The 12,905-nt window shown below is 62.7% G+C and carries 9 protein-coding genes and 1 pseudogene; 4 read left to right on the top strand and 6 right to left on the bottom strand.

The features are described 5' to 3' along the window. Nucleotides 1-238: 238 nt before the first annotated feature. From EKO19_RS02820 to EKO19_RS02810, 3 genes are all read left to right on the top strand, one after another. Nucleotides 239-2,506 carry a TonB-dependent receptor plug domain-containing protein gene (locus EKO19_RS02820; RefSeq protein ID WP_175596939.1) on the top strand — a complete coding sequence of 756 codons (2,268 nt, stop codon included), beginning with the start codon at nt 239-241 and terminating at the stop codon, nt 2,504-2,506. 64 nt (nt 2,507-2,570) lie between these two features. Continuing rightward, nucleotides 2,571-4,205, top strand: coding sequence for a BamA/TamA family outer membrane protein (locus tag EKO19_RS02815; RefSeq protein WP_157995098.1), 1,635 nt, complete (start codon nt 2,571-2,573; stop codon nt 4,203-4,205). Nucleotides 4,206-4,226: 21 nt separating this feature from the next. Continuing rightward, nucleotides 4,227-4,940, top strand: a complete 714-nt coding sequence (locus EKO19_RS02810; RefSeq protein WP_157995097.1) for a phosphatase PAP2 family protein — start codon at nt 4,227-4,229, stop codon at nt 4,938-4,940. A 7-nt stretch (nt 4,941-4,947) separates the two neighbouring features. Here EKO19_RS02810 and EKO19_RS02805 read toward each other — a convergent pair whose 3' ends face one another. Then, nucleotides 4,948-5,370, bottom strand: coding sequence for an EamA family transporter (locus EKO19_RS02805; protein WP_246038815.1), 423 nt, complete (start codon nt 5,368-5,370; stop codon nt 4,948-4,950). 162 nt (nt 5,371-5,532) lie between these two features. On the opposite strand from EKO19_RS02805, the pseudogene EKO19_RS39710 reads away from it, so the two are divergent. Beyond that, nucleotides 5,533-5,580: pseudogene (locus tag EKO19_RS39710) on the top strand (hypothetical protein); the annotation flags it as partial. Here EKO19_RS39710 and EKO19_RS02800 read toward each other — a convergent pair. The 5 genes from EKO19_RS02800 to EKO19_RS02780 all read right to left on the bottom strand — a co-directional run bounded on the left by EKO19_RS02800 (nt 5,573) and on the right by EKO19_RS02780 (nt 12,860). Further along, the gene (locus EKO19_RS02800) at nt 5,573-8,689 is read right to left on the bottom strand and encodes an efflux RND transporter permease subunit (protein ID WP_129774878.1); all 3,117 of its coding nucleotides are present in this window, start codon (nt 8,687-8,689) and stop codon (nt 5,573-5,575) included. The pseudogene EKO19_RS39710 and the gene EKO19_RS02800 overlap by 8 nt on opposite strands. Then, nucleotides 8,686-9,792, bottom strand: coding sequence for an efflux RND transporter periplasmic adaptor subunit (locus EKO19_RS02795; protein ID WP_246038845.1), 1,107 nt, complete (start codon nt 9,790-9,792; stop codon nt 8,686-8,688). The genes EKO19_RS02800 and EKO19_RS02795 overlap by 4 nt, the downstream gene beginning before the upstream one ends. Then, nucleotides 9,792-11,159, bottom strand: a complete 1,368-nt coding sequence (locus EKO19_RS02790; protein WP_129774876.1) for a TolC family outer membrane protein — start codon at nt 11,157-11,159, stop codon at nt 9,792-9,794. The genes EKO19_RS02795 and EKO19_RS02790 overlap by 1 nt, the downstream gene beginning before the upstream one ends. A 112-nt stretch (nt 11,160-11,271) precedes the next feature. After that, the gene (locus EKO19_RS02785) at nt 11,272-12,306 is read right to left on the bottom strand and encodes a FecR family protein (protein ID WP_129774875.1); all 1,035 of its coding nucleotides are present in this window, start codon (nt 12,304-12,306) and stop codon (nt 11,272-11,274) included. After that, nucleotides 12,303-12,860, bottom strand: coding sequence for an RNA polymerase sigma factor (locus EKO19_RS02780; protein ID WP_129774874.1), 558 nt, complete (start codon nt 12,858-12,860; stop codon nt 12,303-12,305). The genes EKO19_RS02785 and EKO19_RS02780 overlap by 4 nt, the downstream gene beginning before the upstream one ends. Nucleotides 12,861-12,905: the final 45 nt, after the last annotated feature.

The following is a 12,905-nucleotide window of genomic DNA, read 5'->3' as shown; positions in this document are numbered from 1 at the left end:
GAATCATACGGCGGGCCGGGACATGCCCCTTCTTCGAGTTTTCAATCGGCATTGGCGTTAGACGACGCCGTCGCAACAATCAATCGTGCTTCATCGAGATCGATGGCGAATCGCCAAAACGATTTTTTTCCGACATGCCGCATGCTATTAGGCCGGCTGTCGTCTCACCCCAATACCACCAAGGAATCGATGAGGCATGTGTTCGTGGCCAGCTGCGCCTTGGATGACGCTCTGTGGCGTGGCTGGTCTTCTGATGGGCGATGCGGCATTCGCGGAGTACCAGGGACGTCCGGTGGCGCAGATCCTGGACGAGCTGCGCGGCGAGGGGCTGACCTTCATCTACAGCTCCCAACTCGTGCCGCGAGAGCTACGCGTCGAGCAAGAGCCCGCCGTGAGCAGCGGTGTCGAGTTGGCCCGCGCAATCCTCGGCCCGCACGGATTGAGTCTGTCCCCTGTAGTTCAGCGGGTATACGCGGTGGTTGCCGATCCAACGGCCGTGAAGCGGGCGGTGACGACGCAGGAGAGTCCGGCGCGTTTCATCAGGCCCGAAGAAGTGGTGGTGCAGACCAGCCGTTACACGCTGACCCCGTCCGATGTGGCTGCGAATACGTTCCTGACCCAGGAACAGCTGAAAAACATCCCCAGGCTCGCGGATGAGACTCTGCGAGCCATCGAGCGCTTGCCCGGGTCGGCGAGCAATGGATTCTCCAGCCTGGCCTCGGTGCGCGGCGGCGCGCCCGGCGAGACGGCGATCATTTTGAATGGTCTGCGGCTGTATGAGCCATTTCATCTGAAGAACTTCCTGAGCCCCGTCAGTCTGCTCGACTCACGCGTCATCGCCGGCATGGAGTTCTACTCGGGCGGCTTTCCCGCGATCTATGGCGACCGCATGAGCGCCATCGTGGACGCGAGCACGATTCAACCGGACCGGCCGCGCTACTACGAGGTGGGCCTCAACGTGTTTCACACCAGCGCGCTGGCCGCACTACAGTTCGACGACGACCGCGGACGCTTTCTGGTGTCCGCCCGGCGCGGCAATGTCGGCGACCTCGCGCGAGTCGCCGGCAACGAGTTCGGCAGGCCGGACTATTCCGACGCATTTGCCCGCGTGGAGTACCAAGTCAGCGATGCCACGCGCGTCGCCTTCAATACCTTGCTGTCGCACGACGGCATCACGGCGACCAATGCCGCAGGCACTCAATCGGCGAGCGCCGAATACAACAACGTATATGGGTGGGGCACGGTGGAGCATGAATGGTCGGACGCGGCCAGCAGTCGACTGATTGCTTCCTATACCGAGCTGTTCAATGAGCGTGAAGCGAGCGTCGAGGAGCCGGGGCGCCGCGCCGGTGGCGTGGCCGACGAACGTAACTTTCGCATTCTGGGGTTGCGACTCGAGAACCGGTGGACGGGTGCAACGCTAGATCATCGCTTCGGTGTCGAGGGCCGCTATCTCACCGGGCGTTACGACTATCGCAGCCAGATGCGTTTCGAGCCGGACTATCCCTTTCCGGGCTCGCCCGCCCGGGCATTGCAGCGGGTTCTGTCGCCGGCGCCGGAGGGTTATGAAACGTCGGCCTACTGGGATGTGCGTGCCACGCTCAGCCGACGTTGGATGCTTCAAGGCGGAATGCGTGTCGACACCCAGACCTACGATGACTCGGACGACGGTGAGCAGTGGAGCCCACGCCTGAGTGTCATGTACACGCTCGGCGCGAGCACGCGCGTTCGAGCGAGTTGGGGACGGTTCTTTCAGTCACAGGGGGTCAACGAGCTGCAGGTCGAGGATGGGATCGACCGTTTCTATCCGGTGCAGCATGCGGACCATGCCATCCTCGGCCTGGATCATTCGTTCGAGAACGGCGTCGATCTGCGGCTGGAGCTGTACCGAAAATATTATCGAGACATTCAACCGCACTTCGAGAATCTGTTCGATCCTCTGGTGCTGTTTCCGGAGGCTGAATTCGATCGTGTTCTCGTGGATGCGCACAGCGCGCGGGCGCGTGGCGTCGAGTTACTGTTACGGCTGCGCCCGCATGGCTCATGGAGTGGTTGGTTCAGCTACGCATGGTCGCGGGTCGAGGACCGGGTCGTTGGCGTCAATGTACTGCGCAGCTGGGATCAAACGCATGCCATCAACGTCGGCATCTCGTGGTCGCGAGGGCCGTGGAGCGCGACGCTTGCAAATTCCTATCACACCGGCTGGCCGACGACGGGGCTGACCGTGAGCTCGGTTTCGGGCACGCCGGCGATCTCGGTGGCCCACCGCAATGGCGAGCGTTTCGATTTTTACAATACGCTGGATGCGCGTCTGACCCGGACGTTTGCGCTGAGCCGCGGTGCGCTGGATGTCTTTGTCGAAGTCAACAATGCCCTGAGCCGGAACAATCCGTGCTGCATGGAATATGAGGTCGAGCGCAACGCGGACGGCACACTGCAATACTCGCAAGCAGTGGATTCGTGGCTGCCGCTCATTCCGTCGATCGGCGTGCTGTGGCGCTACTAAAAAGCCAGCGAATGATTCTGAGCCGCGGCGGCGTCCAACTGAAAGGCGACCTGATGGCGGTGTCATGGCCCAGTTTCGACGCATTCTGCTGCTCGCGGCAGTCAGTGGCTTGCTTGCTGCTGCACTCGCGAGTGCGGAATCGGCGGATACCGTGCCGTCGACGGATGAGCTGGAACGTAGTGGCGCCGTCATCGGGCAGATCGTCATCGATGCTCAGAACGTTTTCGACACCACCGACCCGCGGGAGGACAAGGCGCTCTATCGGCTGGCCAACAACTTGCGGATCAAGACGCGCGATCAGGTGATTCGCCGGCAGCTGCTGTTTCATCCGGGCGAGCGCTATTCGCAGCAGAGTGTCGATGAGTCGGAGCGGATCCTGCGCTCGGCCCGCTATCTCTACGACGCCTCCATCCGCCCGATTGCCTATCACGATGGAGTGGTCGATCTGCGCGTGACCACGCGCGATGTCTGGACGCTCAGCCCCGGCGTTTCCTTCGGTCGTCACGGCGGCAAGAATACTTCGGGGTTCGAGCTCGAGGAGCTGAACATCCTGGGGACGGGCACGTCGATTTCCCTGTCTCACAAGTCGGGCATCGATCGCAGTTCCGACGAGCTGGAGTACAAGGATCCTCATCTGGCCGGCACCTGGGCATCGCTGACCGCGAATTACTCGAACAACAGCGATGGTTCGACGCGCGGCTTCAAGCTGGACCGGCCGTTTTATTCGCTGACGACGCGCAATGCCTTTGGCGTGGCGGCCATGGACGATGACCGTATCGAATCCCTGTACGATCGCGGGCACGTCGTCGATGAGTTTCGCAACTCCAAGCAGGTGGCCACGGCCTACGGAGGCTGGTCGGCGGGACTGGTCAACGGCTGGACGCGGCGCTGGACCAGCGGCATCACTTACGACGACGAATCCTTTTCCCCCGTGCCCGGCTCGACACCCTCGCAATTGATTCCCGAGGATCGCCGGCTGGTCTATCCGTGGATCGGCTTCGAGCTGGTGCAGGACGATTTCGTCAAGGAGCACAATCGTGACCAGATCGGGCGTACCGAAGATTTTCATCTCGGCGCCAGCTGGAGCGCGATGCTGGGCTGGGCCGATCGTGCGCTGGGCTCGGATCGCGAAGCGCTGATGTTCGCGACCAAGGCGGGTCGGGGATTTCGGGTAGGCGAAGCTTCGACGCTGTTGCTCAACGGCGCGCTGGCGGGACGACTGGAAGAGGGAGCGTTGCACGACACGATCATGGACGTGACTGCACGCTACTACGTCCCGCAATCGAAAAAGGCGTTGTTCTTCGCCAGCATCGAGGGCGTTGCCGCGCGCAATCTGGATCTGGATCATCAGAACCTGTTGGGCGGGGACAATGGTCTGCGCGGCTATCCGTTGCGTTATCAGGCCGGAACGTCTTCGGCGCTGCTCACGCTGGAACAGCGTTATTTCACGGACTGGTATCCATTTCGTCTGTTTCGTATCGGCGGCGCCGCGTTTTTCGACGTCGGACGTACCTGGGGCAACAATCCGGTGGGTGATTCGAACCTGGGGTTGTTGAAGGATGTGGGCGTCGGGCTGCGGATCGGCAATACTCGCTCGGGCCTGGGCAACGTGATTCACGTCGATCTGGCATTCCCGCTGGACGGCGACAACTCGATCAGCAACATGCAGCTGATCGTCGAAACAAAACAGCAATTCTAGAGGGCGGCCTTGCAGATGACGATGAACGACGCTGAAGGACCGAGGCAGTTGTGGTGGCGGCTGCTGCGGGTCCCCTTGATCCTGTTCGTGCTGTCGGCTGCGCTGTTCAGTTTTTCCCTGTTGGATGTGGATATCGCGCACGCACTGTTCTTCGACGGGGCGAGCGGACGGTGGATTGGCGCGCGCAGCCTGCTCACAAATGAGATCGTCCACACCGGCGGGCAATGGTTGTTACGGCTGATCGCGCTGGCGGCGCTGATCGTGTGGGGGCTGAGCTTCTACAAGCCTCGCTGGCGGGAGTGGCGGCGTCCGGCGGGCTACCTGGTACTTGCGCTGCTGTTGTCGATTGGCACGGTGGGGCTGCTGAAGACCGCAACCAATGTGCACTGTCCGCGAGCGTTGAGCGAGTTCGGTGGCGAGATGCCGTATGTCCACCTGTTCTCGCCCCGCCCGGAGGGCATGAAGCACGGCCAGTGTTTCCCGGCGGCGCATGCAAGTTCGGGATACGCGCTGCTCGCATTCTGGTTCGTCTTTCGTGAGCGCAACCGCCGCTGGGCACGTCTTGGTTTGGCGACCGGAATCCTGGGCGGGCTGATCTTCGGAATCGCGCAACAATCGCGTGGTGCGCACTTCGTGTCTCACGATATCTGGAGTGCGTTCCTGGTGTGGGCGATCTCGCTCACACTGTACACGGTGGGCTTCAAAGCCCGCCTGTGGCCGCGGACCGCCTGCTAGAACCTTCTCAGCGCTTGATCGCAAGTAACAACACGCCCGCACCGACCAGCGAGATGCCGGCCCAGTCCTTGAGTGCCGGACGCTCGCCAAGAAACGTGACTGCAAAGATCGCCACCAGGATCACGCTGAGCTTGTCGATGGGCGCGACCTTGGACGCCTCGCCCAACTGCAGGGCTCGAAAGTAGCAGACCCAGGACGCGCCGGTCGCCAACGCCGACAACACCAGGAAGGTCCAGTTGCGCGCGGAGAAGGTGAGTGGGTTCACCCACTGGCCGCTATATCGAACGAACGCCGCCAGCAACAGCGCAATGATGATGGCGCGGATCATCGTCGCGATATCCGAGTTGATGCCTTCCAGGCCGACCTTGGCAAAGATCGCGGTGAGTGCCGCGAACACTGCGGACGCCAGAGCCCAGTGCAGCCAGTTCATTTGTAATCCCATCGGAAGTCTCCTCGAGCGCCGCGTAACGTGGCGAATCGCGATTGTTGCAGCTTGGTGACGTAAGCGCGACTGCCGACTGATATCGAAGGGCTTGTCGTCTAACGTTTCGATCCGCAGCGCCAGCACTGGATCGAGGGCATCAGTGAGTTCGTGCCCCATTGGAATGAACAGGCCGAGGCCGTGGCGGTCGTCAATCCCAAGTTATGGGAGCCGTTGGTCGCGGCTCAGATCCAGGCCAGGGTGGTTTCGAGTAATCGAGCTCACGCACCGTCGATTTGTTGCGTCGGTCGAAGGTGACGTACAGCACCGGCGTGATGAACAGCGTGATCAGCTGCGACATCAACAGGCCACCGACCACCACGACGCCGAGAGGTTGACGAATCTCGGCGCCGGCGCCGATCCCCAGAGCCATCGGCAAGGCACCCATGAGCGCGCACAGCGTCGTCATCATGATGGGACGGAAGCGCAGCAAGCAGGCCTGACGGATGGCCTGCGCGGCGCCCATCGAGTTGCTCCGTCGCAGCTCGATGGCGAAGTCGATCATCATGATGGCGTTCTTCTTGACGATGCCGATGAGTAGCAGCACGCCGATCATCGCCGTCACCGTCAGTTCCATGCCGACCAGCCGCAAGCAGAGCAGGGCACCGAGCGCGGCGGAGGGAATGCCGAGCAGAATGGTCGCCGGATGGATCCAGCTTTCATACAGCATGCCGAGCACCACGTAGACGACACCCACGGCGATCAGGATCAGCCACAGGTTGGTATGCTGGGACTGGGCGAACAACGCAGCCTGGCCGCCGAACTTGCCGAAGATCGTGGTCGGCATGTCGATCGCTTCACGCGCGTGATCGATCGCCACGGAAGCATCGGACAGCGACTTGCCGGGTGCGAGCTCGAACGAGAACGTGATGGCGGGCAGTTGCGATTCGTGCTCGACCGCCAGCACGCCACGCTCGCGGACCATGCGAGCGAAAGAGCTCAGCGGCACCAGTCCGCCGGTGCCGTTGCGAACGTACAGACGCGACAGGTCGGTTTCATCGCGCCGGCGTTCGGGCGCGACTTCGAGGATGACCTGATACGTATCGGCGGGTGCATAGATCGACGACACCTGGCGCGTGCCGAAAGCGGAGTAGAGCGTGCTGCGAATGTTGCTCATGTCCACGCCGAGCTGCGCGGCTCGCGGATAATCGATGTCGAGCGTGATCTGCAATCCTTCGCGTTCCAGATCGTTCTGCAGTTCCGCGAATACCGGCGACTTGCGCAACTCGTCCAGCAGAGCATCGCCCCAGCGGTTCAGCTCATCGCTGCCCACCGATTGCAGGATGTATTGGTTGGCGCTCGCCGAGCTGCCCGAGCCAACCTTGAGGTTCTGCACCGGGCTGAAGGTGACGCGCACGCCCGGCAGGAAATTCGAATGCTCACGCAGGCTCTGCAGAACGTCCGCCATCGCAGGGCGCTGATTGCGAGCTTTCAGGCCGATGGTGAGGCGCGTGGTGTCGTGGTCGACTTTGGACGCCAGCGTGGCGATCGCGGGCTCCTTCCGCAACACCGCTTGCAGCTGGCGAATGATGGCGAGCCGGCCTTCATACGACATGTCCTGGGACGTGATCACTTTGGTTTCGATCTGTCCCGTGTCTTCCTGAGGGAAGAAGCCTTTGGGGGCGATCATGTACAGCCAGACGGTGAGTGCAATGGTGGACGCGCCCAGAGCGAGTACGAACCCGCGGCGAGCAAGCGCGACGTCGAGCAGTCGGCCATAGGCACGCGTGGTCGCCTGGATCGCCTGTTCCGTATATCGCGCCCATCGCGGCTCGTGCACCTTGGCTGTCCGATGTTTCAGCAGGGCCGGCACGAGCACCGGAATCAAGGTGAGCGCCACCGCCGCGGAGACCAGAATCGACAACGAGACCACGACGGCGAACTCATGAAACAGGGCGCCCACGGTGCCCGGCAGGAAGAAGATGGGAATGAACGCGGCGACCAGCGACAGTGAGATCGAGAGCACGGTGAAGCCGACTTCGCCGGCACCCCGCAGCGTCGCTTCTCGCACCGGCATGCCTTCTTCGATGTGCCGCATGATGTTCTCCAGCACCACGATGGCGTCGTCGACCACCAGGCCGACGGCAATGGTCAGGCCCATCAACGAGATGCTGTTCAGGCTCAGTTCCAGCAGATGCATCAGTCCGAACGTGCCGAGCAAGGAGATGGGCAGGCTGAGCGCGGGAATCAACGTCGCGCGGCCGTGACGCAGGAACAGCAGGATCACCAGTACCACCAGCGCGACCGTCAGCAACATCGTCAGATAAACGTCGTGGATCGCTTCGCGAATGGACCGCGAGCGGTCGTTCAACTCGACGATCTTGATGGAGGCGGGCAATTGCTGTTGCAGCCGGGGCAGCAGCTCGCGAATCGCCTGAACGGTGGCGACCGTGTTCGCTTCCGGCAGGCGGTTGATTTCGACCAGCACCGCGTCCTCGCCGTTCACGTCGCTGGTGCTCTGAGTGTTCTCGATGCTGTCGCGGACCGTGGCCACATCGCTGAGCCGGATGATCTGACCATCGCGCGTGGCAACGACCACTCGCGCGAAGTCGTCGGCGACTTTGAGCTGGTTGGGCATCTGCAGGGACAACATTTGCCGTGCGTTGTCCAACTGGCCGAGCGGCGTATTGGAGTTTGCGGACTGCAACGCCGCGCTGACTTCATCCAGCGTGAGATTCAGTGCGGTCAATCGCTCCGGATCGATCTCGGCACGTACCGCGAATCGTTTGTGACCTTTGATGTTCACTTGTGCCACGCCGCTCACCGCGGACATCGCCGGGACGACCAGATTGTCGATATAGGCGTTCAACTGGCCCAACGTCATGGTGGGCGAGCTCAGGCCCAAGGTGAGGATCGGCGCGTCGCCGGGATTCACACGCGAATAGCTCGGCGGCGTTTTCATTTCGGGCGGCAGCTGACGAGTCGCATTCGACAGCGCGGCCTGCACTTCCGTGGCCGCCGAATCGATGCTGCGTGAAGAATCGAATTCGAGCTGGATCTTGGTTTCTCCTTGAATGCTCGTGGACGAGGTGCGCACCAGGCCGGCGATCGCCGAGAACTGTTTCTCCAGCGGGGTCGCGATCGAGCTCGCCATGGTTTCGGGACTGGCGCCGGACAGCACCGCCTTCACTTGAATGTTGGGCGTTTCATATTTAGGCAGCGCCGCGATCGGCAGCTGTGTCCAGCTGGCGAGGCCAGCGACGACGACTGCCAGCCACAGCAGCGAGGTTGCCACTGGACGGCGCAGGCACAGGCGGGAGAGATTCATGAGCGCACCTGAACTTTCATGCCGGCACGAAGATTGCGGTTGCCTTCGATCACCACGCGCGGTGTGCCGGACAACCCTTCGACGACGGCTCGTTCATCCTGAATTCGTAACAGCGTGACGGGTTGCGCGTTCACTTCGTTGGCGTCGTTGAGCACGTAGACGAAATGACCCGCCGGTCCCTGCAGCAATGCTTGTGGCGGCAACACGGTGGCGTTGCGGTCGAGGCCGGCCTGCAAGTCCACCCGCACGAACGCGCCGGGCCACAGCGTGCCCGTGGCATTGGGGAAACTGGCTTTGAGGTTGATGGTGCCGGTATTGCGATTGACGGTGTTGTCGATGAATGTGAGCTTGCCTTCGACCTGCTGGCCGTCGGGAGTGTTCAACTGGATGTGCAGGGCCCGTTCGCTGCGTCCCTTGAGGATCGAGTTGAGTTGGGATTCGGGCAGACTGAATTCCACGCCGATTGGATCGAACTGCAGCAGCGTGACGAGCGGCAACGAGCCGCCGATCTCGGCGAGGCTGCCGGGATGAACATCGACCGCACCGGCGCGTGCCGCGATCGGCGAGAGGATGCGCGTATGACCGAGCTGCACTTTGGCGGTTTCGGCCTCGGCGAGCGCCGCTTCATATTGGGCACGCAACGATGCCACTTTGCTCGCGCTGGTGTCGGCGGCGCTCGGTGAAATGAAACCGGCTTTCACCAGTTCGGTGGAACGGTGATAGTCGCGATCGGCGTCGTCCAGTTGCGCTTTGATCTGCGCTGCCTGCGCTTGCGTGCGGCTGAGCTGCGCCTTGGCCTCCGACGGATCGATTTCGAACAGCAGTTGCCCGGCCCGGATATCGTCGCCTTCGCGAAAGTGCACGGTGCGAATGATTCCGGTGATCTGCGGGCGCACGTCGACCCGGTTCAGCGCGACCAGATGGCCCTGACCCTGGATTTGCACCGGCAGGTCGAGCGTCTGTGCCGTACCGACACGCACTGCCGGCAGCAGTTTGGGACGATCGCTCTTGGCGGCCGCTTGATTGCCCTGTTGTGTGGCCAGTCCCGCGCCGAGGATCACGAGCGCGGCGGCCCCCCAAAACCAATGTTTCCTGAGCGACATCACGGCAGCATCTCGGCGGGAGCGGTGAAAGGAGGGGAGTCGAGCCAGGTATTGACCATAGCCAGCTGCCGCTCGGTGAGCTCGCCGAGCGAGGCGGCGAGTTGCAGACGGCTGAACAGATATTGATAGCGGGCCGAGGTGCGGTCGTAGAGCGTCTGGTAGTACGCCTGCTCGGCGTTGAGCACATCGAGGGTGGTGCGCACGCCGACATCTCGGCCGGTCTTGCTCGACTGTAGCGCCGACGCGCCAGAGATGCGTGCTTGATCCAGGGCGCGCAGCCGGGCGGCGCCGCTGACGACATCGAGATAGAACTGCTGAGTCTGCAGTTTCACGTCGCGTCGCAGAGCTTCGAGCGTGTTGGCACTTGCACTGGCGGTCGCCTTGGCCTGACGCAGCCGGGACTGTCGCGCGCCGCCACTGAATAAAGGAACGGTCACTTGTACGCCGACCACGCCGGTGTCAGTGCGATCGCGCCAACCCGAAGAGGAGATGCTGCCGTCTTCGATGTCGTGACCATAACTGGCGACCAGCGCGACCACCGGGGAGTGCGACAGGCGATAGCGATCGATCTCGGCCCGGGCGATGTCCAGGCCCAGTTGTTCGGACCGCAGCGTCAGGTTGTTGCGCTCGGCTTGTTCCAGGAAGGTGGCGAGTGTGTCGCGCGGCGGATCGATGGCCGGCGTGGTGTCGCCGATGGTTCGCAGCTGAGCGGGATCGAGGCCGGTCAAGTTGGTGTAGGCAGCGGCTTTGACCTGAAGGTCGCTGCGGGCGGCGATCTCGGCTGCGATGATCGTGTCGTAGCGGGCCTGCGCTTCATCGGTGTCGGTGATCGTCGCAAGCCCGAGCGCAAACGTTTTCTTCGCCTGCGCGAGCTGCTGACTGATCGCATCCTTCTGGGCACGCACCAGGGTCAGATTGTTCTGCGCGAGCAGCACATCGAAGCAGGCCTGCGTCGTGCGCAGGATCAGGTCCTGCTCGGCGACACGGAACGCGATTCGCGCTCTGTCGGCTCCTTTGAGCAGCTGCGCCCGGTCGGCGAAGGCATTGGCGTCGTAGAGGGGCTGCGACAGCGACACCGACCACCCGCCTATACGACCCGAAGTGCGCTCGCTGGCCTTCGGCTCGGGATTGCCCGAGCGGTAGTCTTCGTCGCGGTGCTCGCCCGAGCCGATGAGGTCGAGTTGGGGCAGCACGGCTGCGGTCGCCAGGTTCGCTTGTTCGATGCCCGCCGCCAGCGTGTCCTGGGCGGCGGCGAAGTTGGCGTCGTACTCGCGCGCCGCCTGCCAGGACGTCATCAGGTCGTCGCCACGGACCATGGGGGTCAGTGCGAGCAGGCCGAGTAATAAGAGAGACGAGAATCGGGGCATGGGGAGCAGTACTGTCGACGTGAGTCGGCAGTGTGCCCAGCGTCGCCTGACAGCCCGCCGGCTGATTGCGTCAGGTGGCCGTCAGGAAACGCAACAGGTCGAGGGGTAGCAGCTACCGCCGGCGGATCAGGATCTCGCCCGGACGCCACTCGACAGCCAGGTCCGGCTCCTTCTCCAACAGAGCGCCGAAGGACTGCGGATCGTCGGCATCGAAGGTTGCCGAGTAGTGGTGCGAGTCGCGCTCGATACCGATCAGGCGCAGCTTCGGCGTCACGTTGTGACTGTTGAACTGTTGCGCGATCTCTTCCAGCGGCGTCTTCCGGAATACCAGGCGTTGCGGCTGCCAGGTCAGCGCCTGCTTCACGTCGACCGTTTCATTGCGCGTAATGGTTCCGGTTGGCGCAATCACCGCTTGTTGGCCGGCGATCAGCGCGTCGACCGGTGGCGCGGGGCTGTCGGATGTTTCATTCGATACCCGCACTTTGCCTTCGACCACCGAGACGACCGTGCCGGAGGATTGGGTGCTGACGTTGAACTGCGTGCCCAACGCCTGAACCACTGCATTGCCGGCGTGAACGCGGAACGGGCGATTCGTGTCGTGCGCCACCTTGAACAGCGCTTCGCCTCTCAGCAGCTCCAGCTCTCGCGCCGATCGATACATGCGTACCCGCACATGAGAGTCCGCATTCAGTTGCACGACCGAGCCGTCCTGTAACTCGATGGACTGACGCACGCCGGGCGCTGTGACGAAATTCTGCGCGGGCACGATGAAGTCGGCCGCGAACAGCAGGCCGACGAGTGCAACGGCCAGGCCGGCAACCAGCGCGGCTGCCCAGCGGCGGCGAGTGAAACGTTGTGCTTTCGTCACGCGGCTCGCGGGTTCCATCACGGGCAATGGCAGCGGAGCGACGGTGGCAGAGACGCGGCTCAGTAATGCGTCCTTGTCGAAACGGCCTTGCATGTCGAGGCCGTCCAGCTCACGGTCGAGCGCGACGACGGTCAGGAATTCCTCGACGTGCCGTCGCGACTCGCGTAGCCAGTCCACGAAGGCCTCGTGCTCGGCGGGCCCGGCCGTCTTCAGTATTTCCACCCATTCGGAAGCCCGCTGCGCCAGCAACCGATCGATCTGTTTCTGGACCAGGGTCATGGCGGTGACTCCGTGCCGCTGTAGTACTCCTCGAGCATCAGCTTCAATTTGGCCCGAGCATGCGTGAGATAGGTGCCGATGGTGCTTTCGGTGAAGCCGGCGGCACGGGCCGCCTCCTCGTAGGACAGGCCTTCGCCTTTCACCAGCAGCACCGCGACCAGATGGTTGTCGGGGAGCGCCCTGAGTGCCTCCAGCAGATCCCTTTGCATAGCCAGTGTGTCGGTCAATTCATCCGGACTGCCGCAGCCCGCGACCTCGGTGCGCTTCTCGAGCAGCTCCGAGTCGTAGGTCACCGGGTCGTGCTCCTGGTGATAGTGGGCTTCGCTCAGGACATGGGCGGCGATCCCGAACAGGTAGGCCTGGGGATTGCGAATGGCGTCGGCGCGATTGACTTTCAGAAAGCGCTCGAAGATGTCCTGAGTGATGTCGGGCGCCGATTGCGGTCGCCGCAGCCGGCGCAGTACATAGCGGTGCAGGGCTCCCTCGTACTTCTGGAATGCGACCGCCGCCAGCCGGGCCGCCGCATCGAGATGTTTCGCTTTCGCCTGTGTCATGGCCTTCGCAGATGGACCCCTCTAGTACACCTTAGTGGGGCGTTC

Origin of the sequence: Peristeroidobacter soli (assembly GCF_004138485.1) — a bacterium.
In the GTDB taxonomy this organism is placed as follows: Bacteria; Pseudomonadota; Gammaproteobacteria; order Steroidobacterales; family Steroidobacteraceae; genus Steroidobacter; species Steroidobacter soli.
The sequence above is the reverse complement of the archived record's forward strand: the minus strand, read 5'-3'. Positions and strand labels throughout refer to the sequence as shown.

Bases quoted from the DNA above. Each gene is read 5' to 3' on its own strand.
- EKO19_RS02795 (WP_246038845.1), bottom strand. From the start codon at position 9,792: ATGTCGCTCAGGAAACATTGGTTTTGGGGGGCCGCCGCGCTCGTGATC.
- EKO19_RS02785 (WP_129774875.1), bottom strand. From the start codon at position 12,306: ATGACCCTGGTCCAGAAACAGATCGATCGGTTGCTGGCGCAGCGGGCT.
- EKO19_RS02805 (WP_246038815.1), bottom strand. From the start codon at position 5,370: ATGAACTGGCTGCACTGGGCTCTGGCGTCCGCAGTGTTCGCGGCACTC.
- EKO19_RS02800 (WP_129774878.1), bottom strand. From the start codon at position 8,689: ATGAATCTCTCCCGCCTGTGCCTGCGCCGTCCAGTGGCAACCTCGCTG.
- EKO19_RS02790 (WP_129774876.1), bottom strand. From the start codon at position 11,159: ATGCCCCGATTCTCGTCTCTCTTATTACTCGGCCTGCTCGCACTGACC.
- EKO19_RS02815 (WP_157995098.1), top strand. From the start codon at position 2,571: ATGGCCCAGTTTCGACGCATTCTGCTGCTCGCGGCAGTCAGTGGCTTG.
- EKO19_RS02780 (WP_129774874.1), bottom strand. From the start codon at position 12,860: ATGACACAGGCGAAAGCGAAACATCTCGATGCGGCGGCCCGGCTGGCG.
- EKO19_RS02810 (WP_157995097.1), top strand. From the start codon at position 4,227: ATGAACGACGCTGAAGGACCGAGGCAGTTGTGGTGGCGGCTGCTGCGG.